Source organism: Citrobacter sp. Cb041, assembly GCF_030336655.1.
Taxonomy (GTDB): Bacteria; Pseudomonadota; Gammaproteobacteria; order Enterobacterales; family Enterobacteriaceae; genus Citrobacter; species Citrobacter braakii.
The window spans coordinates 248,565-271,205 of sequence record NZ_JAOWDD010000043.1; the positions used below are offsets into that span (position 1 = coordinate 248,565).

Genomic DNA, 22,641 nt, shown 5'->3' on the forward strand with positions numbered 1-22,641 from the left:
TTAGCTCTCCTGTGGAATGACGATATGGTCGATAACGGCGCCGGGGGTCACAATCTGGTCAGGCTGTAGCTCCCCTGTTTCAACCATTTCGTCCGGTTCGACCAGCGTGATATCAGCGGCGAGGGCAATCAGAGGGTTAAAGTTACGGGCGCTGAGCTGGTAGGTGAGGTTGCCAAGCATGTCAGAACGGTGGGCGCGAATAAGCGCTAAATCGGCGCGTAATGGGCGTTCAAGCAGCCAGGTTTTACCCTCAAGCGTCATGGTTTGCTTGCCTTCTTCCACGATGGTGCCAACGCCAGTGGGGGTCAGAAAGCCGCCAAGACCCGCGCCGCCGCAGCGAATCTGCTCGATCAGGGTACCTTGCGGAACCAGCTGTACATCCATCTCGCCGGCAATCATGCGACGACCGGTTTCCGGGTTTGTACCAATGTGCGAGGCAATCACTTTGCTCACCCGCCCATTGACGATCAGGGGGCCGATACCGGTATCGACAAAGGCGGTATCGTTAGCAATTAGCGTCAGATCCCTGACGCCGGACTCCAGCAGGGCTTCAACCAGACGAGGTGGTGTGCCAACGCCCATAAAACCACCGACCATGATGGTCATGCCGTCACGAAAGAAGCCCGCAGCGTCTTGTAAGGTAATCAGTTTTGTTTTCATTATGTTTCCCTTTTTGCATACTCCATTTTGGGTACGCTCAGGGAATTGCAAGCAAGGTGCCAGAATGACTAAAGAAACGTATTAATGTTTAGTTTATTGAATTTATTGGTTTATTTTTGTGGTCTTGGTGAAAGGAGACCACGAGGGGTTATGCAGAATTTTGCGCAGTGTGCAAAATTCTGCATAGCAAATTTGCGTATCAGGAACCCGATGGGTCGATGCCGTACTCTTGTAATTTATACATTAAAGCGCGACGGCTAATTCCCAGCATCAGCGCCGTGCGGGTGCGATTGCCGTCCTGATTGTCGAGGACTTCGAGGATAATTCGTTTTTCCTCACGCTTAATCTCTTCTTTCAGATTGCGTTCCCCGGAGTAAGTCGGTTTTGCCTCTGTTGTGGCGCTCACCGGGTTGCGCAACGGATCGGGGAGATCGTCGGCAAAGATCACCGCGCCGGTATTCATAACGACTGCACGTTCGATGACGTTTGACAGTTCGCGAATGTTACCGGGCCAGGGCCAGGCGGTGAGGATCGACATCGCCGTCGGGTCGATCTCGATAATATCCCGCTGATTTTCAGAGCTGAATTTTTGTAAAAAGTGGTTTGCTAATAAGGCAATATCTTCACGACGCTCGCGTAAGGGCGGCAAAGTCAGATGGATAACGTTGAGCCGGTAAAACAGGTCTTCGCGAAACGTTCCTTCCTTCACCATCGTTTGCAGACAGCGGTTGGTGGCGGCGACGATTCGAATGTCAACGCGAATGGTCTGGTGCCCGCCGATGCGTTCAAACTCCCTCTCCTGCAAAATGCGCAGCAGCTTGGCCTGCAGCACCAGCGGCATCTCGCCAATTTCATCAAGCAATAAAGTTCCCTGATGAGCGCGTTCGAACAATCCCTGGCGTAATGTCTGTGCCCCGGTAAACGCGCCTTTTTCGTGACCAAATAGCTCGCTTTCCAACAACGACTCCGGCAGGGCCGCGCAGTTAATTTTGATAAAGGGGCCATTGGCGCGTTTGCTGTTGTAGTGAATGGCGCGGGCGATCAGTTCCTTTCCTGTGCCGCTTTCACCGCTAATCAACACGTTTGCCTGGGAGAGGGCGATTTTCGCCGTGTCTTTACAGATATCCATCATACGCGGGCTGGTGGTCAGAATATGTCCCCACTGCCAGCTGGTGGTCAACGCTTTATGCAGATTGCGGATTTCCTGTTTCATCTCCTGCAGTTGCAATGCGCGTTGAATCACCATGCTTAGCTCGTCGAGATCAAAGGGCTTAATCACGTAGTCGAATGCGCCGCTACGTAAAGCTTCTACTGCGGTTTCTACTTCAGCGTAAGCGGTCATCAGAATGACGGGGATCCGTGGTTGCTGCGTGCGCATAACTTTCAGCGCGTCGATACCGTCCATCTCCGGCATGCGAATGTCCATCAGCACCACGTCTGGCTGCGTTTCGCTAAACAGGCTCAGCGCGGCTTTCCCGTCGCTGGCACAATGTGTCTCATGCCCTTGCAGGGAAAATGCGGTGGCAAGCATACGGCGAACATTTTCTTCATCATCAACGATGAGAATACGATAGGTCGTTTTCATTCTGACGGATTTCCCTGCGGGTTAAGAGGTAAAATCAGAGTGAATATCGCCCCGCAGCCAGGCTGGCTGGTTACGTGGATATCCCCCTGATGCGCGTTGATGATGCGCTGGCTCAGCGCCAGTCCAAGACCGGTGCCTGATGCTTTTGTCGTAAAAAAGGGATCGAATATTTTCTTCTGTATGGCGAGATCGATACCGTTGCCATTATCTTCAATCATCACGGCCTGTTGCGAGGCCGAGTATTGCCAGGTACGGATGCGAATTTCGCCTCGCGCAGCGATCGCCTGTACCGCATTGATTAAAATATTGAGGATCACCTGTTTGAGAAGCTCGCGATCGGCGACGATCGGCGGCAGGCTGGGATCTAATTCCGTTGTAAAGGCGATCCGTGCCTGCAGGCCAGCGGTTTGCACCAGGATTAGCGTCTCTTCAATGAGTGCATTGAGCCGAATCTGGTGCCACTGGCTTTGTCGTGGGCGAGAGAAATCTAACAGTTGTTGAATAACTTTATTGATGGAATCAATTTCATTCAGCACAACAGATAAATATTCCTGATGTTCCGGCAGCGAGGTTTGCTGGCGGATGATCTGGACGTAGCCACGAATTGCGGTCAGCGGGTTTCGCACTTCATGCGCGACGCCGGCCATCAGCTCACCCAGGGTGGCAAGCCTTTCGGTTTGCGCCAGCCGACGCTGGGTCTCTTTACGGGCGGTTAAATCGGAGAAAATAACCAGCGCGCCAATCAGCTCGCCGTGTGCGTTATGGATCCGACTGGTGGTTACACTGATCTCAATGGTGCGTTCTCGTCCTGGAAAGCTAATCTCCTGGGCCACATGTTCAGTACCGTGCTCCAGGGTGTCCAGTACCGGGCTATAAAACTGCGTATTGGCAAAGAGCGTCGCATAGGGCTGTCCGACCAGCTCATGCAGCGTGTAGCCTGTTATCTGCTCTGCCGCCGGGTTCATGGTGGTAACGTCACCTTGCCTGTCGATGGCGATCACGCCATCTGCGGCATTTTCAATGATCAGATCGTTAAGGGTTTTGGTTTCCCGTAGCGTTTGTGCCAGCGCATTGACGCTACGGCTGATTTGTCCTAACTCGCCGGGGAGTTCAGGCAATCGGGTAGGGGTTTTTTGTGCCAGCGTGGAAAGCCCATCGGTGATGATGTCGATATTCGCACTGAGTCGGCGTGAGAAGTGCACGATGAGCAGCAGACTACAGATGAGCCCGGCAACCAGTACGGCAATAATCCTGACGTCCATTCTCCAGGCCTGCTGGCGGATATCTTCTGTGAGCTCATTGGCCCAGATATACCCAATAACCTCTCCCTGGCGCGCTATTGGGATCATCGAGTTGAGTATGTCGCCGCGAACCTGTCGCCCGGAATAGACCACAGGCGCGTTGCTACTCATCACTTCGCGTCCGGGATGATCCTCGGTGATGGTGATACCTACGTTGCCTTGGTAAAGCGCGGAGGGGGCGTAGGTGATAATGGCATCCAGCGCTTTGTGATAATACCCGGCGCCAATGCCGGGAAACGCTTGCGTAATGCGCTCGGTGATGGGGGCCAACTCTTGATTAAGCGCGCGAATGCGTGCTTCACGCGGCAAATTTTGGTAGTGACTAAAGCGGTCGCCCAGCGCATCGTTTAGCAGGGTTATCACCGATGACAGTTTTTTCTCTTTTTCAGATAAGACTGCTGAACGGCCTTCAGTTTCTACGATATAACCTATAGATATCGTCGGAATGATGACCATCAGGATGGCCATCATGATCATTTGGTTGCGTAATCGTCGTGGGTATAACCGACGAGCCAGCCATCTCAGGTCGCGCATTCTGACATCCGTGCAGTGTTTTTCAGGCAAACGACGATTATCACGGGTTAAGACAATGGTTTCAGAGCGGTGTATCATATTCCCGTAAAGAGAGGGCATTGCGACGCCGGACATTTACCGCTACCTTAACCACACTCTATTAATGCCCTGAGGCGGAGCTTCGCCCCTTTGAAATACCTTGCTTCCGTTCATTCAACGCTAAAAGTCTCACGCTATCTGTTCAGGGCGTTGGCGCTCCTGATCTGGGGGCTAATCGCATTTGCCTCCGTTTTCTACATCGTGAATGCGCTGCACCAGAGAGAGTCCGAGATTCACCAAGAGCTTAACCTCAGTTCCGATCAGGCCCAACGTTACATTCAGCGCACCTCTGATGTGATTAAAGAGCTGAAATATATCGCGGAGAATCGCTTAACGGCGGAAAACGGCGTGATGTCGTTGCGCGCGCGGGATGATAAAACCGCCGTGCCAAACTTCGAGCCGCTGTTTGCCGACTCCGACTGCTCGGTGATGGGCAACGCCTGGCGAGGTTCGCTGGAATCGCTGGCGTGGTTTATGCGCTACTGGCGGGATAACTTTTCCGCGGCCTATGATTTGAATCGTGTGTTCCTGATCGGCAGCGACAACCTTTGCATGGCCAATTTCGGTCTGCGTGATATGCCTGTCGAACGTGACGGGGCGTTGAAGGCGCTGCATGAGCGCATTATTAAGTATCGCAATGCACCGCAGGACGAAAATGGTAATAACCTGTTCTGGATTAGCCAGGGGCCGCGGCCGGGGATAGGCTATTTCTATGCGCTGACGCCGGTTTATCTCGCTAATCGCCTGCAGGCGCTGTTGGGTGTGGAACAGCCTATCCGCATGGAGAACTTTTTCACGCCGGGCAGTTTGCCGATGGGAGTGACCATCCTTGATGAAAATGGTCATGCGCTGATTTCGCTCACCGGCCCTGAGGGGAATATTAAGGCTGAACCTCGCTGGATGCAGGAGCGCTCCTGGTTTGGCTATACGTCGGGTTTTCACGAACTGGTGCTGAAGAAAAACCTGCCACCGTCATCGCTAAGCATTGTGTACTCCGTACCGGTTGACCTGGTACTGGAGCGGATCCGCATGATGATCCTGAACGCTATTCTGCTGAATGTGCTGGTTGGCGCGGCGTTATTTATGCTCACGCGCATGTATGAGCGGCGCATTTTTATTCCTGCGGAAAGCGATGCCCAGCGTCTGGAAGAGCACGAGCAGTTTAACCGTAAAATCGTGGCTTCCGCGCCGGTTGGGATTTGTATTCTGCGTACGATAGATGGCATTAACATCCTGAGTAATGAGCTGGCGCACACCTATCTCAACATGCTAACGCATGAAGACCGGCAACGGTTAACGCAAATTATCTGCGGCCAGCAGGTCAATTTTGTTGATGTGCTGACCAGCAACAATACCAATCTGCAAATCAGCTTTGTGCACTCGCGCTATCGTAATGAAAACGTGGCAATTTGTGTGCTGGTTGACATCAGCGCGCGCGTTAAAATGGAAGAGTCGTTGCAGGAGATGGCGCAGGCGGCGGAGCAGGCGAGCCAGTCCAAATCGATGTTCCTTGCGACGGTAAGCCACGAGCTGCGTACGCCGCTGTATGGCATTATCGGTAACCTTGATTTGTTGCAAACCAAAGAGTTACCCAACGGAGTGGATCGCCTGGTGACGGCGATGAACAACTCTTCCAGCCTGCTGTTGAAGATTATCAGCGATATTCTCGATTTCTCGAAAATTGAATCTGAACAGCTGAAGATTGAACCGCGCGAGTTTTCACCGCGTGAAGTAATGAATCATATTACGGCTAACTATTTGCCGCTGGTGGTTCGCAAACAGCTGGGGTTGTACTGCTTTATCGACCCGAATGTACCGGTGGCGCTCAATGGTGATCCTATGCGTTTGCAGCAGGTGATTTCCAATCTGCTGAGTAATGCTATCAAGTTTACCGATACCGGCTGCATTGTGCTGCACGTGCAGTGTAACGAAGACTATCTCAGTATTCGCGTGCGTGATACCGGGGTTGGGATCCCAGCTAAAGAGGTCGTCCGCTTGTTCGATCCTTTCTTCCAGGTGGGAACCGGCGTACAGCGTAATTTCCAGGGAACCGGGCTTGGTTTGGCTATCTGTGAAAAACTGATCAGCATGATGGATGGGGATATTTCCGTCGATTCTGAACCGGGAATGGGTAGCCAGTTTATGCTGCGTATTCCGCTTTATGGCGCGCAGTACCCGCTGAAAAAAGGTATCGAAGGGCTTGTCGGCAAACGTTGCTGGCTGGCGGTGCGTAACGCGTCGCTGTACCAGTTTATTGAATCCAGTCTGGCGCGTAACGGGATGACGGTGCAGTGCTATGAGGGACAGCAACCGGATGCGGATGACCTGCTGATTGCCGACGATGTGCTGGAGCAGGCGTGGCAGGGACGCGCCGCGGTGATTTTCTGCCGTCGTCATATCGGTATTCCGCTGGAAAGGGGGCCTGGGGAGTGGGTGCACAGCGTGGCATCGCCTCACGAATTGCCCGCGCTGTTGGCGCATATCTACAGCCTTGAGCTGAGCAGTGAAGAGCTTTCAACGGCGTTGCCAGCCCCGGATAAAGTTGCTGCAACTAACGATGACATGATGATTCTGGTGGTCGACGATCATCCTATCAACAGGCGTTTACTGGCCGATCAGTTGGGATCGTTGGGGTATCAGTGTAAAACCGCGAATGACGGCGTGGACGCACTCAATGTACTGAGTAAAAACCATATCGACATCGTGCTGAGCGACGTTAACATGCCGAACATGGATGGTTATCGCCTGACCCAGCGTATTCGCCAGTTAGGATTAACCCTGCCGGTTGTCGGCGTGACGGCCAACGCGCTGGCTGAAGAGAAGCAGCGTTGTCTGGAGTCAGGTATGGATAGCTGTCTGTCTAAGCCGGTGACGTTAGATGTATTGAAGCAAACGCTGACGGTCTATGCGGAAAGGGTGAGAAAGGCGCGGGAATAAAAGAGGCCGGATGGGGGCATTTGCCTTATCCGGCCTACGGAACACGCACAACATCGTGTCATTCGTAGGCCTGATAAACGCCGTGCCATCAGGCACGTCGATGTTAAAAGAATTACTCTTTGTCTGACGGACTCAGCGTGACGGAAGAAAGGTAATTCAACAGGGCGATATCGTTTTCCACACCGAGTTTCATCATTGCCGACTTTTTCTGGCTGCTGATGGTTTTAATACTGCGGTTGAGTTTTTTCGCGATTTCAGTAACCAGGAAACCTTCGGCAAACAGGCGCAGAACTTCGCTCTCTTTCGGTGACAGACGTTTGTCGCCGTAACCGCTGGCGCTGATTTTTTCCAGCAGACGAGAAACGCTTTCTGGGGTGAATTTCTTACCCTTCTGCAGCGCGGCAAGCGCTTTCGGCAGATCTGTTGGCGCGCCTTGCTTCAGGACAATTCCTTCAATATCGAGATCCAGCACCGCGCTCAGGATTGCCGGGTTGTTGTTCATGGTGAGAACAATAATCGACAGGCTCGGGAAATGGCGCTTGATATACTTAATTAACGTGATCCCGTCACCGTATTTATCTCCTGGCATGGAGAGGTCGGTAATCAACACATGAGCATCTAACTTAGGCAAATTGTTGATCAGTGCAGTGGAGTCTTCAAATTCGCCGACAACGTTTACCCACTCGATTTGCTCAAGTGATTTACGAATACCGAACAGTACAATCGGGTGGTCATCGGCAATAATTACGTTCATAGTGTTCATGTATTGGGCTACCTTGCTACAGCAAGCTCTTGACGTAATCGTCAATGTCGCTGATGTATTTTTCTATACCTGGAGCATCTTTCTCTTGAATAAGATGTTCCAGCGCTTCACATAACTGCTTGCCGGGTACCAGATTAAGCATGGCAAACACGCCTTTCAGGCGATGGGCCGTTTGGGCTAACGCAGCGAAATCGCTGGTTGCTGCCTCAGTATACAACCTCTTAACATCATCCGGTACTGTGTCTACAAAGAGTGCATAGTAACCACTGGCATGAAGTTCGGCGTTTTCATCTCCGCCGAGGGGGAGTTCCTGGATCTCTTCTTGTGCCAGCTGCTCTTCTATCAGCTCGAGGACAGCTTCCTGCATAGCATTGCTCATATTAAAGTTGACGCGCAGCTGACCAGGGCCAATTTTCCGCACGCCAGACTCATCATCGCTTAAAAGAAGGCCTGAGGCAGTAAGATTAGACGGATTATCTGTTAAAAAGAGATCATATTCTTGACTATTCAACCGCTCATCAGGCGTGATGCAGGTTGCTCCCCAGTTCTCCAGTTGGCGTAATACGATGCTGCGTACGTCATTAGAGGTGACATCAACCATTATGCAGACGTCATCTAACAAACGCTCTTCACTTTCAGCATGTTGATCGTGCAGCGGCATTTTAACATGGACTATATAACGTGTTCCAAGTTCTTCCCGCGCTTTAATGTTCAGGTGTCCACCTAGCTTGCGGGCGAGCTGATCGCATAACCAGAACGTCAGCGGGTTGGCCTTGCTATACCGATCGCCCTGGGTGTCATTGATGAACGGGAAGTGCAGGTTATCAACTTCATTCAACGTGACACCTTGCCCGGTATCCAGAATGCGGAAGGTCAGGCGTTCAGTCTCCGACTCATCCTGGTCGACTTCCAGCGTGATTTTGCCAATTTGCGTGGTGGTTACCGCATATTGGATCAGCAACAGCAAAATACGGCGCAGGGCATCGCGGTCGCCGCGGCGTTCATCATGGGCGCTAAGGTGATTTTTAATCAGTAGCTGCAGCCCTTTACGTTTAATGGCTGGCAGAACCTCCGGAACCACGTCATCAATTAACGACTGCACGGAAAACAGCGTCGATTCACTTTTCCAGGCGTCGCTTTCCAGCAGGTTGGCCAACTGGATTTCATCTACCATACGCACCAGAACGTCTGCCTGATTGGCCAGTTTCTGGCTGTCCGGGCTATTCAGTGCGGCAGCATTAGCGGCAAGTGTTTTCGCCGGGTCTTTCAGTGCGCTGCCGATATTCTGCATAAAGGCCGCCCGGGCCTGCTGGTTTTTCTCATACAGTCGCTGCGCTTGCTTCAGCTTCTTATTAACCAGCACTTCGCGGTCCTGGTCACGAATAATAAAGATCTGCGTTCTCGATGAGATCTGGCTACGGAACAGCCGGATCTCATACAGCTCATTATTGATGGTGGCCTGAATCACCCCCTGATGCTGCTCCGCCATACTGGTAATGTTTTGCAAATTTAAATGCGGTAGCAGGTGGTCGGCAATTTTATTGCTGATAACCGTGCGGTTTGCTTCTTGATCGTGCACCAGCAAGCCCAGAGGCAGCAAAGACACTATCTCTTCATTGATGGCGCGCAGAACACGCAGTTCATTATTTGCCGCAAGGTTTGGTGCCACTTCGGTGGAACGGGCAGGGAGGTGGCGAAAGGTGGTATAGCCAAACAGCGCCAGGGCCAACAAAGCAATGTTGAGTAACAGCGGCAGCAGAATGCTTTGTAAGGTGTCGAGCAGCAATGAGCCAAACGGAACCTGCCACACCAGCCGCATATCCGTTGAGTTTAGCGCCGAAGAGATCTCAATTTTACTGTTGTTGAAATTAATGCTGACGCTGTCAGGCGACTCTTTTTCATTCAGATGCTCGGTTGTTGACGTGGCATCTGGAACCAGATGGAAGCTGTCCAGCGGCATGCCGGGTGGGATCAAGTCATTAATCGGCAGGTCAAAGGCGACAACCGTTGCCAGATGTCCAGGCTGATTAAAGGTCGTGCGTAGCGTGAAGTAATGCCCGTTCTGCCACGCCAGACGGCGCAGTGAAGAGAAGCTTTCACGTTCATCCAGCGCATTGGCCTGTTGTAACATTTCCGCGCGCCGTGAATCGACAATATTACCAATCGTCGACTCTTTAAAACCGGAAGTCAGATCTTTTAGCGGCAACGTTGAGATAAGGATCAGGCTATTGTCCTGACCATTCAGGTAATACATAGACCACGGAACATTTTCCGCGCCCCACAGCGTATCAAGATAGGTTGAGATGCGTTGGGTCATCTCCAGCGTAGAACTGTCATGGGAACCGAAAATCAACGCCTCGGTCTTTCTGCGCGGTTTCTCAAGATAATAGACGTCTTGTTTCAGACGCGTTTCCTGCAGTCCTTCTGCACCAGGTGAACTGGCCGTGGCGGCAATATTGTCATAGATTTGCCAGGTCACGTATCGCCAGGTATCGACCCTTTTATGAATGGCATGGGTGATATCGACAATCTGATAGCTCTTATCCTTTAACCAGGTGTTGACGGCGCTCTGGACCATAACGCCCATCATCACCAACAGCACAACGATCAGTAATAAGAAGAAACGGGTAATACTTCCCGGTAGCAGGGAGAATCGGGTAGAAGCCGTTGTGTCAGACTGACTCATTCGTGTTTATGACCTGTTAAACGACGCGAAAGATGATGGGGCAGTATAAAGGGTAATATATGAATTGCCACACTTACACCACGCCGGATGGCCCGCATTTTTTACGCTCCATTCTGTTGCAGCTATGACAATGCAAAGGTGTACAGTGGATAAAGGCGGGTACAAATATTTGTACGGAATGTATACATTTAGCATTAAATAACAAGAAATTATTAATCAGATTTATATCTGAATACGACGCCATGAGATAGTTAATAGTTGTTATAGTTTTGCATCGGTAGCACAGAACGGTAAGTTTTGTGTAAAGAAGGGTAAAAAAAAACCGAACGCGAAGCATTCGGTTGAAATAGGGGTAAACAGACATTCATGAATGAATGACGGTAATAAATAAAGTTAATGATGATAGCGGGTCTATTTTAGTTGCGAGTGAAGATTTTGTTTTGTCATTCAGTGCTATAACTATTTTCGATGTAACCTATTGATTTTAAATTTAATTAAAATGGTTCTTGATTATTTGTGCTTATTTTGCCTGTTTTTTGATTTTAAAAAAGTTCCCTCGTATTAATATTTTGAAACATCTATGCAGATAAATGAAACACCTTAAAAGTTTTAGTATCATATTCGTGTTGGATTATTCTGTGTTTTTGCGGAGAATGAAGTTGCCGACTGGTTAATGAGCTTAATCAGTATGCAGTGGCATAAAAAAGCAATAAAGGCATATAACAGAGGGTTAATAACATGAAAGTTAAAGTACTGTCCCTCCTGGTACCAGCACTGCTGGTAGCAGGCGCAGCAAATGCGGCTGAAATTTATAACAAAGACGGCAACAAATTAGACCTGTACGGTAAAGTAGACGGTCTGCACTATTTCTCTGATGACTCCACTAAAGATGGCGATCAGACCTATATGCGTATCGGCTTCAAAGGCGAAACCCAGGTTAACGACCAACTGACCGGTTACGGCCAGTGGGAATACCAGATTCAGGGTAACTCCTCTGAAAACGAAAACAACTCCTGGACCCGTGTGGCGTTTGCTGGTCTGAAATTCGCTGACGTAGGATCTTTCGACTACGGTCGTAACTATGGCGTAGTTTACGACGTAACGTCCTGGACCGACGTTCTGCCGGAATTCGGCGGCGACACCTACGGTTCTGACAACTTCATGCAGCAGCGTGGTAACGGCTTCGCGACCTATCGTAACACCGACTTCTTCGGTCTGGTTGATGGCCTGAACTTTGCCCTGCAGTACCAGGGTAAAAACGGTAGCCCGGAAGGCGAAGGCATGACTGGTGTGACCGGCAACGGTCGTGATGCGCTGAGTCAGAACGGCGACGGCGTTGGCGGATCTATCACTTATGATATCGGTGAAGGCTTCGCGCTGGGTACTGCAGTCACCAGCTCCAAACGTACTGACGAGCAGAACCGTCTGAACTTCGGTACCGGTGACCGTGCTGAAACCTACACTGGCGGTCTGAAATACGACGCGAATAACGTTTACTTGGCAGCACAGTACACCCAGACCTACAACGCAACGCGTGCGGGCAACCTGGGCTGGGCTAACAAAGCACAGAACTTTGAAGCTGTTGCGCAGTACCAGTTCGACTTCGGTCTGCGTCCGTCCGTGGCTTACCTGCAGTCCAAAGGTAAAGACCTGAACAATGGTTACGGCGACCAGGATATCCTGAAATATGTTGATGTTGGCGCGACCTACTACTTCAACAAAAACATGTCTACCTATGTTGATTACAAAATCAACCTGCTGGATGACAACCAGTTCACCCGTGATGCTCGCATCTCTACCGATGATATCGTAGCGCTGGGTCTGGTTTACCAGTTCTAATCTGCGCTCATGTCGTTAAAAGGCCCTGCGGGGCCTTTTTTAATGCCGTTTTTTCGTCGTACAAACAACGATTTTTGGTGTACTCTTGCGCCCGTTCGCATGAGGATAATTACGTATGGAAGTGAATTTCTATCGCGCAGCACTACTGGCTGTGACGATCTTTTTTGTCGGGTGCGATGAAGCCCCGAAACCTGCCCAGACCACACAACCTGCCACCGTTCTGGAAGGTAAAACCATGGGCACTTTCTGGCGGGTCAGTGCGGTGGGCGTAGATGCCAAACGCGCCGGGGAACTGCAGGCGAAGATCCAGGCTCAGCTGGATGCCGACGATCAGCTTCTCTCTACCTATAAAAATGATTCTGCGTTAATGCGCTTTAACCTGTCGAAAAGCCTGTCGCCATGGCCGGTTAATGATGCTATGGCCGATATCGTGACTTCGGCGCTACGCATTGGCGCAAAAACCGGTGGGGCCATGGATATTACCGTGGGTCCGTTGGTCAATCTGTGGGGCTTTGGCCCGGATCAGCAACCGGTGCATATTCCTACGCAGGCGCAAATTGACGTCGCAAAAGCGCAAACCGGGCTTTCACATCTGAAGGTTGTTAATGAGGCGCATCGGAACTACCTGCAAAAAGATTTGCCCGAGCTGTACGTGGATCTCTCGACCGTTGGCGAAGGTTATGCCGCCGATCATCTGGCACGATTAATGGAGCAGGAAGGGATCGCCCGTTATCTGGTATCCGTTGGTGGAGCATTGAACAGCCGCGGTATGAATGCAGACGGGCTTTCGTGGCGAGTCGCGATTCAGAAACCGACCGATCGCGAAAACGCGGTGCAGGCGATCGTCGACATTAACGGGCATGGCATTAGCACCTCCGGCAGCTACCGTAACTATTATGAGCTGGACGGTAAGCGCCTTTCCCATGTTATTGATCCGCAAACCGGTCGTCCGATTGAACACAACCTGGTGTCTGTAACGGTAATCTCACCAACGGCGCTGGAGGCTGATGGCTGGGATACCGGATTGATGGTTCTCGGTCCGGAAAAGGCCAAAGAGGTGGTGCGTCGTGAAGGACTCGCGGTCTATATGATTATAAAAGAGGGCGAGGGGTTTAAAACCTGGATGTCGCCGCAGTTTAAAAGCTTCCTTCTCAGCGAAAAAAATTAAAAAGCAAGATTGCGGGTTTTCGTATCCGGCTATGGGGACACACTGAGGCTAAGCGCTATGCTTAACAAAGGAGTCCATAATGAAAAATCGTTTACACATAACTGATGATGACCGCTGGCAGTCCGTTGTGGATCGTGACGCCGACGCTGACGGTCAGTTTGTTTTCGCCGTGCAGACCACCGGCATTTTCTGCCGTCCGTCCTGTCGGGCGAAACATGCGCTGCGCAAAAATGTCAGTTTCTTTGCCGATGCCCGGCAAGCGCTGGCCGCCGGTTTTCGTCCCTGTAAACGTTGTCAGCCGGATAAAGACAGCGCCCACCAGCATCGGCTGGAGAAAATAGCCCACGCCTGCCAGTTGCTGGAGCAGGAATCACCCCTCACGTTGGACGAGCTGGCGCAGCAGGTGGCGATGAGCCCGTATCACTTACATCGCCTGTTCAAAGCCACTACGGGCATGACCCCCAAAGCGTGGCAGCAGTCCTGGCGCGCCCGCCGTCTGCGCGATGCGCTGGCGAAAGGCGTTCCGGTAACGCAGGCAATTCTCAACGCCGGATTTCCCGACAGCAGCAGCTACTACCGAAAAGCGGATCAGACGTTAGGCATGACCGCAAAGCAATTTCGTAAAGGTGGTGACAACGTTTCTGTACGCTATACCCTGGCAGATTGCTCTCTGGGTCGCTGTCTGGTGGCGGAAAGCGAACGTGGTATCTGCGCGATCTTACTAGGTGATGATGACGCTACGTTGGTTGCGGATCTGCATGAGCTGTTTCCCGCCGCTCAGGATGTGCCAGCAGATGCCGATTTTCAGCAGCGCGTGCGCGAAGTGATCGCCGCAATCAATGCGCGTGACGCGCCGTTATCGCTGCCGCTGGATATCCGGGGAACCGCATTTCAGCAGCAGGTGTGGCAGGCGTTGCGCGCAATTCCGTGCGGCGAAACGATGAGCTACCAGCAACTGGCCAGCGCCATCGGCAAACCGAAGGCGGTGCGTGCGGTGGCCAGTGCCTGTGGGGCGAATAAACTGGCAATCGTCATCCCGTGTCACCGGGTGATCCGCGGCGATGGCGCGCTTTCGGGCTACCGGTGGGGCATTGCGCGCAAAGCACAGTTACTGCAACGTGAAACGACTGGCGAGGAAACATAATGCTCGATCTCTTTGCGGATGCGAAACCCTGGCAGGAGCCGCTGGCGTCAGGCGCGGTTATTCTGCGACGCTTCGCTTTTGACTGCGCACCGTCTCTGCTGCAGGCGATAGCCGCTATCGCCAGACAGTCGCCGTTTCGCCAGATGGTGACGCCCGGCGGCTACACGATGTCGGTGGCAATGACCAACTGCGGTCGTCTGGGTTGGACGACGGATCAACATGGTTACCTTTATTCTCCTTTTGATCCGCTAACCGGCGCGCACTGGCCGCCGCTGCCGGATGCATTCGCTGACCTGTGCCAACAGGCAGCGACGGCGGCGGGCTATGCTGATTTTCAACCCGATGCCTGTCTGATTAACCGCTACACGCCAGGGGCAAAACTGTCCTTACATCAGGATAAAGACGAACCCGACCTGCGGGCGCCGATTGTCTCGGTGTCGCTAGGATTGCCGGCCATCTTTCAATTTGGCGGCTTGCGCCGTAATGACCCCTTAAAGCGTTTGCTGCTGGAACATGGCGATGTGGTGGTGTGGGGCGGTAATTCGCGGCTGTTTTATCATGGGATCCAGCCGCTTAAGACGGGGTATCATCCGTTGACCGGAGACTGTCGCTACAATCTGACGTTTCGTCAGGCGGGTAAAAAAGAATAAAAATAAGAATTATTTTTGCTGTCAGCGAAGAGATGTTTAAACTGCGGGCTGTTATTACTTGTCCGGGTTGTTCGCATGGAACTTTTACTTCTTGTCTGGCGGCAGTATCGCTGGCCATTTATCAGCGTCATGGCGCTCAGCCTCGCCAGCGCTGCGTTGGGGATTGGGCTGATTGCGTTTATCAACCAGCGTCTGATTGAAACGGTCGACACCACGCTGATGGTGCTGCCGGAGTTTCTTGGCCTGTTGCTGCTATTGATGGTTGTCACTCTCGGCTCTCAGCTGGCGTTGACCACGCTCGGCCACCACTTTGTCTACCGCCTGCGTAGCGAATTTATCAAACGTATTCTGGATACCCACGTCGAGCGTATTGAACAGCTTGGCAGCGCCTCGTTGCTGGCCGGTTTAACCAGCGATATTCGCAATATCACCATCGCCTTTGTTCGTCTGCCTGAGCTGGTGCAGGGGATTATCCTGACCATCGGATCGGCGGCGTATCTGGCGATGCTGTCGACCAAAATGCTGCTGGTGACGGCTATCTGGATGGCAATCACCATCTGGGGGGGATTTGTGCTGGTGGCGCGGGTGTATAAGCACATGGCTACCCTGCGCGAAACCGAAGACAAGTTGTACAACGATTATCAGACGGTGCTGGAAGGGCGCAAAGAGCTGACGCTCAACCGCGAGCGCGCCGAGCATATCTTTAATCAGATGTACGTCCCGGATGCCAAAGAGTACCGTCACCATATTATTCGCGCCGATACCTTCCACCTGAGCGCGGTCAACTGGTCAAACATTATGATGCTGGGCGCCATTGGCCTGGTGTTCTGGATGGCGAATAGTCTGGGCTGGGCGGATACCGCCGTGGCGGCGACTTACTCACTGACGCTGTTATTCCTGCGTACACCGCTGCTCTCTGCCGTTGGCGCGCTACCAACCCTGCTCACTGCGCAGGTGGCTTTCAACAAGCTGAATAAATTCGCACTGGCACCTTTTAAGGCCGAATTCCCGCGCCCAACCGCTTTTCCAAACTGGCAAACGCTGGAACTGCGTAACGTGGTTTTCCACTATCAGGATAATGCCTTTTCCGTAGGGCCGGTCAATCTGACGATTCATCGCGGTGAACTGATCTTCCTGATTGGCGGCAACGGCAGCGGGAAATCTACGCTGGCGATGTTACTGACCGGGCTATACCAGCCGCAGTCAGGTGAAATTTTGCTTGATGGTAAGGCCGTGGCCGTTGAAAAGCCGGAAGATTATCGCAAGCTGTTCTCCGCTGTGTTTACCGACGTCTGGCTGTTCGACAAACTGCTGGGGCCGGAAGGTAAAGAAGCCAATCCGCAGCTGGTAGCGAAGTGGCTGGAACATCTGAAGATGGGTCACAAGCTGGAGATGAATGATGGTCGCATCCTCAATCTTAAGCTGTCGAAAGGGCAGAAGAAACGCGTGGCGCTGCTGCTGGCTCTGGCGGAGGAGCGCGACATCATTCTGCTGGATGAATGGGCTGCCGATCAGGATCCCCATTTCCGTCGTGAGTTCTATCAGGTCCTGTTACCGCTGATGCAAGAAATGGGTAAAACTATCTTCGCCATTAGCCATGACGATCACTATTTTATTCACGCCGATCGTCTGCTGGAAATGCGTAACGGACAGTTGAGTGAACTGCTGGGCGATGAGCGTGATGCCGCCTCGCGTGACGCGGTGGCCCGCACCGCATGATCCCACATGCCGCCGGTTTTTTATCCACCCGGCGGCACTGTTTATTGTTATTTACATAAATCGGCATCATGATTAATGATATTTCATATCATGGATTTATGATTAATGCCTGTAACAAACAAAAACAGCGCCAGACTGCGTGATGAAGAGCGTGCGCGTCTTATCTGGCTGCTGACCACTGATAAAGCCGTTGTTTCAACGCTATTGGGCAAGCTTACCCTGGCTGAGCAATATGACGTCGGCACGTTAGCCGACGATATTGCTGAGGTAGGGGCGCTGGTCGCCCACCTGCCGCCGCCCGATTTGGCGGATACCCTCGAAGCATTACCTTCTGAAGAGCGTCACGCCCTGTGGCGACTGGTCGAAAGTGAAAAGCGCGGTAACGTCCTGCTTGAGGCGTCAGAAAACGTCTGGGACGACCTGATCGATGAGATGAGCGACCGTGAGCTGCTGGATGCGTTGCAATACCTTGATATCGACGAACAGATTTATCTGGTTCAGCACCTCCCTCGTAACCTCACGGGTCGACTGCTGGCGACGTTACCGGCCGAGGAGCGGGCGCGCGTCCGCCAAGTGCTGCACTACGAGAAGAATCGCGTCGGTGCGATTATGGAGTTCGAAGTTATCACCGTGCGTCCGGACGTGACGCTGGAAGTGGTACAACGCTACCTGCGGCGGCTGGGTAAAATGCCGGAGAACACCGATAAACTCTTCGTGACCGACCGCAATAAAGTGCTGGTCGGGGAACTGACGCTCACCTGTATTCTGCTCAATGACGTGCAGCGAAAAGTCAGCGAGGTGATGGAAGATGATCCGCTCACCTTTTCTCCGGAAGATATCGCCGAACACGCCGCGCGAACCTTTGAACGTGACGACCTGGTCAGTGCCGCGGTTGTTGACTCTTCAGGTAAACTGATGGGCCGTTTAACCATCGATGAGATCGTCGATGTGGTCTATGAAGAAACTGATACCGATCTGCGTCGAATGGGCGGCTTAAGCGCCGGAGAGGATGTGTTTGCCCCCGTCACGAAAGCGGTAAAAACCCGCTGGGCGTGGTTGGCCGTTAACCTTTGTACCGCCTTTATCGCTTCGCGAGTGATCGACGGCTTTGAACATACAATTTCGCAACTGGTCGCGCTGGCCTCGCTGATGCCGATTGTGGCGGGGATCGGCGGCAACACCGGGAATCAAACCATCACCATGATTGTTCGCGCGCTGGCGCTACAAAATATTCAGCCGGGAAACCTGACGTTTTTGATCCTGCGCGAAATGGGCGTGGCGTTGATTAATGGCCTCGTGTGGGGCGGAATTATGGGCGGCATTACCTGGTGGCTGTACGATGACATGGCGCTCGGCGGCGTAATGACCCTGGCGATGATGCTCAATTTGCTGATGGCGGCGTTGATGGGCGTTATTATTCCGATGACGATGGTGAAGCTCGGGCGCGACCCGGCGGTCGGCTCGAGCGTCATGATTACGGCAATCACCGATACCGGTGGTTTCTTTATTTTTCTCGGTCTGGCAACGCTGTTTCTGATGTAGCCGCACGTTTGCCTCTGACGATACGCGGCAGAATGAGCATCGTCATCACCCCGGCAACCACGCCAAGCGCCAGGTTGCCGGTTGACACCGTTGCCGCGACGGTCATCAGCATCACCAGCGTTTCAGTAACGGGGAGTTGCCGCAGCGTAGCGGGCTGGATGCTGTGCCAACTGAAGGTTTTCACCGCCACAATCACCATAATTCCCGCCAGCACCGACATGGGGATTTTCGCCATTACTTCGCTTAAGGCGGTGACCAGCAACAACAGCACCAGCCCGGCGGCGACCGTCGAGATGCGGCTGCGTCCTTTGCCCATCTCGACGTTAACGATGGTTTGACCAATCATCGCACACCCAGCGATGCCGCCATAAAAACCGGCCAGAATATTGGCTATCCCCAGCCCGGCGCTCTCGCGATTCTTATTCGACGGCGTAACCGTCAGGTCATCCACCAGACGGGCGGTTAACAGCGACTCCATTAATCCGACAAAAGCGATGCTCAGCGCGCAGGGCCAGATAATCGCCAGCGTTTGCAGGTTGAGCGGTACCAATAACTGCGTGAATCCCGGCAGGCCGCCGCGCATTGAACCTTCGTCACCGACGGTCGGTAATAGTTGTCCGTTGGTGACAGTGAACACCGTCAGCAGCACAATGGCGATAAGCGGCGCGGGGATCGCTTTAATAAACCGCGGAACCCACAGCACAATCAACAGGGTCAGGACAAACAGCCCCCAGATTAGCGGGCTTTTACCCCAGAAATGCGGGACTTGGGCAAAGAAAATCAAAATACCCAGCGCGTTCACAAAACCGGTCATGACGGCTGTAGGAATGAATCGCATCAGACGTGCCATCCCCAATATGCCAAACAGGATCTGAATAATCCCGGCCAGCACCACCGCAGGCAGGATGTACTGGACGCCGTGTTGATGCACCATCGGGCCAATCACCAGCGCGACCGATCCTGCCGCTGCGGTAACCATTGCCGGACGGCCACCTAAAAATGACATTGCCAGGCACAGTACGACTGAGGCTATCAGGCTGACTTTAGGATCGACGCCGGCGATAACGGAAAAAGAGATCACTTCCGGGATCAGCGCCAGGGCGGTTACCACACCGGCCAGCGTTTCGCGAACCAGTAAACGGGGTTGGCGCAGCACTGCGCGCGTCGCGTGCTCCGCTACTGCGACAGAGGAGGGTTGAGTGGCAGACATCGTTACTCTTAGGTCAAAAATGGCCCGATACAGCAGACCGACAGGCATCCGTGCGGTGAATAGCAAAGCGCAGCATAGTACCTGTCTGACGGACCGGTTTCCAGAAATGATTGTCAATAACCGTATAAACTATCAACGTATTAATAACATTTTTAAAAATTAAATATAATTTATAAACAATATTTAAATATTTTTACTTAAGTGTTACCGTTGATGCCGCTCGATTTTCACCTGCATTAAAAGCAAAAAAGCGATACTAAAAGTAAGGCATTAACATTATGAAAAAAGTGACTGCCATGCTCTTCACCATGGCCGTTGGGCTGAATGTTGTCTCGATGGCGGCAAAAGCGAAAGCGGCGGAAGAGCAGGAAACGGATGTACTGTTGATTGGCGGCGGCATCATGAGCGCCACGTTGGGAACCTATTTACAGGAGCTGGAACCGCAATGGTCAATGACCATGGTTGAGCGACTGGATGGTGTAGCGCAGGAAAGCTCAAACGGCTGGAATAACGCCGGAACAGGCCACTCCGCACTGATGGAGCTGAACTACACGCCTAAAAAGGCCGACGGTAGCATCAGCATTGAAAAGGCAGTCGAAATCAACGAAGCCTTCCAGATCTCCCGCCAGTTTTGGGCCTATCAGGTCAATAATGGCGTAATGCATGAACCACGCTCATTTATCACCACCGTTCCGCACATGAGTTTTGTCTGGGGTGACGAGAACGTGAACTTCCTGCGTGCCCGTTACACCGCACTGCAGCAGAGCACGTTATTCCGTGGCATGCGTTATTCCGAAGATCACGCGCAGATTAAAGAGTGGGCGCCGCTGGTCATGGAAGGCCGCGATCCGAAGCAGAAAGTCGCGGCAACGCGTACCGAGATTGGTACTGACGTAAACTACGGCGAAATCACGCGCCAGCTGATTGCCTCGTTGCAGAAAAAGCCCAACTTTGCGCTGCAACTGAGTACCGAAGTGCGTGGCTTTAAACGCAATGCCGACAATAGCTGGACCGTCACGGTCGCCGATCTGAAAAATAACGAAGCGGAACACGATATCAAGGCGAAGTTTGTCTTTATCGGTGCCGGTGGCGCTGCGCTGAAGCTGTTGCAGGAAACCGACATTCCGGAAGCGAAAGGTTATGCCGGATTCCCGGTTGGCGGGCAGTTCCTGGTTGCGGATAATCCGGACGTGGTGAATCGCCACCTGGCGAAAGTGTACGGTCAGGCCTCCGTTGGCGCGCCGCCGATGTCCGTGCCGCACATCGATACCCGTATCCTTGATGGCAAGCGCGTCGTGCTGTTTGGGCCATTCGCGACATTCTCCACCAAGTTCCTGAAAAACGGTTCATTGTGGGATCTGCTCAGCTCGACCACCACCTCGAACTTTATGCCGATGGTCAACGTGGGTCTGGATAACTTCGATCTGGTGAAATATCTGGTAAGCCAGGTGATGCTCAGCGATGACGACCGTTTTGCCGCGCTGCAAGAGTACTATCCGCAGGCGAAAAAAGAAGACTGGCGTTTATGGCAGGCGGGCCAGCGTGTGCAGATCATTAAAAGTGATGCGGAGAAGGGCGGTGTGCTGCGTCTGGGTACCGAAGTCGTCAGCGATAAAGAGGGCACCATTGCCGCGCTGCTGGGCGCTTCTCCGGGTGCATCAACCGCGGCGCCGATTATGCTGCATCTGATGGAAAAAGTGTTTAAAGATAAAGTGGCCAGCCCTGAGTGGCAGGCGAAACTGAAAACCATTATTCCGTCTTATGGTACCAAGCTGAACGGTAACGTTGAAGCTACGGAACAAGAGCTGCAATACACCAGTGATGTTCTGGGGCTGAAATATGACAAGCCGCAGGCTGCTGATGAAGCGCCGAAACCTCAGCTGAAACCTCAGGCGCAACCGCAGCCTGAGCAGAAAGCTGTAGCGGATATCGCACTGTAAATAAAATGCCGGATAAGGCGGTACGCCGCCCTCCGGCACATTCTTACTTATCGCGCGACTGCGTCCTGAATCTTCTCTTCCGCTTTCCAGATACGGTATTTCACTTCCACGTTCTCCGGCGTATAGACCACAATCGGTAACTTGCTGTTGTAGCGCAGCATGCCGTCATCACCCAGATACGCGGTAATAAATTTCTTCTCTTTCTTACCGTCCGGGCAGGCCATCATGGTTGAAACCGGAGACGTCACTTTGTCGAAGACATAGTAGTCATATCCCCAACCTTCCAGCGTTTTGCTATCCAGTTCTCCGCCCAGGCGGTGTTGGTTGCAGTCAACTTCCAGCGTTTGTCCGATCAGCAGTTCTACTTTCAGAGTAGATTCATCTTTCTCAGGAGTAAGCTGGATAACCTGGCGCTTCATACCCTTTTCCGCCTTAGGATAAGGGGCGACTTTTTCCAGCGGCTGAGCGCCGGCATCGTTACTGGCAGCCCATGCAGAGGCGCTGGCAAAGGCGGCGAAAAGTACGGCAGGGACAATTGTTTTCATCTTATTGTTCACAGTGTTTCCTTTCTTCTATCTTATGAACGAGTCTGGGGCAGGTTAACATATTTACATAATCGATTAATCTGGATTTACTTATATTTTTAGTGTATTTGGTAGAGGTCTGCTTTCAGACTAGCGATATATTCTAAGAATAATCTTAATTATAAAATCATTCTCTTTTTGAGTGGTTCGTTATATACAGTGTTATATAACTCATTGAAATGTGAGCAAAAGCGCATTTTTTCCCGCCAACTCAACACTCCTTTGATCCGGCAACAGCATTTACCCCGATTGGGGTATGCACCTCTAACACATCCTGAAATATCTTACGACTAAAAATAAC

The 22,641-nt window shown here is 52.3% G+C and carries 15 protein-coding genes; 8 read left to right on the forward strand and 7 right to left on the reverse strand.

Annotated features, from left to right (window positions below):
• The 3 genes from atoD to atoS form a co-directional block, all read right to left on the reverse strand.
• A complete protein-coding gene (gene atoD / locus OGV52_RS22020) occupies positions 1-660 on the reverse strand; it encodes an acetate CoA-transferase subunit alpha (protein ID WP_016157020.1) in 660 nt (219 codons plus the stop codon).
• A 199-nt stretch (positions 661-859) separates the two neighbouring features.
• Complete coding sequence (gene atoC, locus OGV52_RS22025) at positions 860-2,245, reverse strand: acetoacetate metabolism transcriptional regulator AtoC (protein WP_049268993.1); 1,386 nt, start codon at positions 2,243-2,245, stop codon at positions 860-862.
• Positions 2,242-4,080 (reverse strand): two-component system sensor histidine kinase AtoS, encoded by a 1,839-nt coding sequence (gene atoS / locus OGV52_RS22030; RefSeq protein ID WP_287109152.1) that lies wholly within the window; start codon positions 4,078-4,080, stop codon positions 2,242-2,244. The genes atoC and atoS overlap by 4 nt, the downstream gene beginning before the upstream one ends.
• 168 nt (positions 4,081-4,248) lie before the next feature.
• Between atoS and rcsC the strand changes: the two genes are divergently transcribed.
• Positions 4,249-7,095, forward strand: coding sequence for a two-component system sensor histidine kinase RcsC (gene rcsC, locus OGV52_RS22035; protein ID WP_019077260.1), 2,847 nt, complete (start codon positions 4,249-4,251; stop codon positions 7,093-7,095).
• Between the two features lie 112 nt (positions 7,096-7,207).
• On the opposite strand, the gene rcsB is transcribed toward rcsC, so the two are convergent.
• Positions 7,208-7,858 carry a response regulator transcription factor RcsB gene (gene rcsB, locus OGV52_RS22040; protein WP_003027592.1) on the reverse strand — a complete coding sequence of 217 codons (651 nt, stop codon included), beginning with the start codon at positions 7,856-7,858 and terminating at the stop codon, positions 7,208-7,210.
• Positions 7,859-7,874: 16 nt separating this feature from the next.
• Positions 7,875-10,544, reverse strand: a complete 2,670-nt coding sequence (gene rcsD / locus OGV52_RS22045; protein ID WP_016157016.1) for a phosphotransferase RcsD — start codon at positions 10,542-10,544, stop codon at positions 7,875-7,877.
• 738 nt (positions 10,545-11,282) lie between these two features.
• Here rcsD and OGV52_RS22050 point away from each other — a divergent pair.
• From OGV52_RS22050 to mgtE, 6 genes are all read left to right on the forward strand, one after another.
• Positions 11,283-12,383 (forward strand): porin OmpC, encoded by a 1,101-nt coding sequence (locus tag OGV52_RS22050; RefSeq protein ID WP_016153787.1) that lies wholly within the window; start codon positions 11,283-11,285, stop codon positions 12,381-12,383.
• Positions 12,384-12,498: 115 nt separating this feature from the next.
• The gene (gene apbE / locus OGV52_RS22055) at positions 12,499-13,551 is read left to right on the forward strand and encodes an FAD:protein FMN transferase ApbE (RefSeq protein ID WP_287109154.1); all 1,053 of its coding nucleotides are present in this window, start codon (positions 12,499-12,501) and stop codon (positions 13,549-13,551) included.
• Positions 13,552-13,630: 79 nt separating this feature from the next.
• Entirely contained in the window at positions 13,631-14,695 is a 1,065-nt protein-coding gene (gene ada, locus OGV52_RS22060; RefSeq protein ID WP_016153785.1) for a bifunctional DNA-binding transcriptional regulator/O6-methylguanine-DNA methyltransferase Ada, read from the forward strand.
• On the forward strand, positions 14,695-15,345 hold the full coding sequence (gene alkB / locus OGV52_RS22065) for a DNA oxidative demethylase AlkB (RefSeq protein WP_137367500.1): 651 nt from the start codon (positions 14,695-14,697) through the stop codon (positions 15,343-15,345). Before ada ends, alkB begins: the two co-directional genes overlap by 1 nt.
• Before the next feature lie 75 nt (positions 15,346-15,420).
• Entirely contained in the window at positions 15,421-17,064 is a 1,644-nt protein-coding gene (locus tag OGV52_RS22070; protein WP_016157011.1) for a multidrug ABC transporter permease/ATP-binding protein, read from the forward strand.
• A gap of 105 nt (positions 17,065-17,169) precedes the next feature.
• A complete protein-coding gene (gene mgtE / locus OGV52_RS22075; protein WP_016153782.1) occupies positions 17,170-18,606 on the forward strand; it encodes a magnesium transporter in 1,437 nt (478 codons plus the stop codon).
• Here the strand turns inward: mgtE and OGV52_RS22080 are convergent.
• Positions 18,569-19,816, reverse strand: coding sequence for a SulP family inorganic anion transporter (locus OGV52_RS22080; RefSeq protein ID WP_287109155.1), 1,248 nt, complete (start codon positions 19,814-19,816; stop codon positions 18,569-18,571). The two genes, mgtE and OGV52_RS22080, sit on opposite strands and share 38 nt — an antisense overlap.
• 278 nt (positions 19,817-20,094) lie before the next feature.
• Here OGV52_RS22080 and mqo point away from each other — a divergent pair, with 278 nt between their 5' ends.
• The gene (mqo, locus tag OGV52_RS22085; protein ID WP_016153779.1) at positions 20,095-21,756 is read left to right on the forward strand and encodes a malate dehydrogenase (quinone); all 1,662 of its coding nucleotides are present in this window, start codon (positions 20,095-20,097) and stop codon (positions 21,754-21,756) included.
• Between the two features lie 47 nt (positions 21,757-21,803).
• On the opposite strand, the gene eco is transcribed toward mqo, so the two are convergent.
• Positions 21,804-22,301, reverse strand: coding sequence for a serine protease inhibitor ecotin (eco, locus tag OGV52_RS22090; RefSeq protein WP_029139607.1), 498 nt, complete (start codon positions 22,299-22,301; stop codon positions 21,804-21,806).
• Positions 22,302-22,641: the final 340 nt, after the last annotated feature.

Bases quoted from the DNA above. Each gene is read 5' to 3' on its own strand.
- atoD (WP_016157020.1), bottom strand. From the start codon at position 660: ATGAAAACAAAACTGATTACCTTACAAGACGCTGCGGGCTTCTTTCGT.
- atoC (WP_049268993.1), bottom strand. From the start codon at position 2,245: ATGAAAACGACCTATCGTATTCTCATCGTTGATGATGAAGAAAATGTT.
- atoS (WP_287109152.1), bottom strand. From the start codon at position 4,080: ATGCGCGACCTGAGATGGCTGGCTCGTCGGTTATACCCACGACGATTA.
- rcsB (WP_003027592.1), bottom strand. From the start codon at position 7,858: ATGAACACTATGAACGTAATTATTGCCGATGACCACCCGATTGTACTG.
- rcsD (WP_016157016.1), bottom strand. From the start codon at position 10,544: ATGAGTCAGTCTGACACAACGGCTTCTACCCGATTCTCCCTGCTACCG.
- OGV52_RS22050 (WP_016153787.1), top strand. From the start codon at position 11,283: ATGAAAGTTAAAGTACTGTCCCTCCTGGTACCAGCACTGCTGGTAGCA.
- apbE (WP_287109154.1), top strand. From the start codon at position 12,499: ATGGAAGTGAATTTCTATCGCGCAGCACTACTGGCTGTGACGATCTTT.
- ada (WP_016153785.1), top strand. From the start codon at position 13,631: ATGAAAAATCGTTTACACATAACTGATGATGACCGCTGGCAGTCCGTT.
- alkB (WP_137367500.1), top strand. From the start codon at position 14,695: ATGCTCGATCTCTTTGCGGATGCGAAACCCTGGCAGGAGCCGCTGGCG.
- OGV52_RS22070 (WP_016157011.1), top strand. From the start codon at position 15,421: ATGGAACTTTTACTTCTTGTCTGGCGGCAGTATCGCTGGCCATTTATC.
- mgtE (WP_016153782.1), top strand. From the start codon at position 17,170: ATGCCTGTAACAAACAAAAACAGCGCCAGACTGCGTGATGAAGAGCGT.
- OGV52_RS22080 (WP_287109155.1), bottom strand. From the start codon at position 19,816: ATGTCTGCCACTCAACCCTCCTCTGTCGCAGTAGCGGAGCACGCGACG.
- mqo (WP_016153779.1), top strand. From the start codon at position 20,095: ATGAAAAAAGTGACTGCCATGCTCTTCACCATGGCCGTTGGGCTGAAT.
- eco (WP_029139607.1), bottom strand. From the start codon at position 22,301: ATGAAAACAATTGTCCCTGCCGTACTTTTCGCCGCCTTTGCCAGCGCC.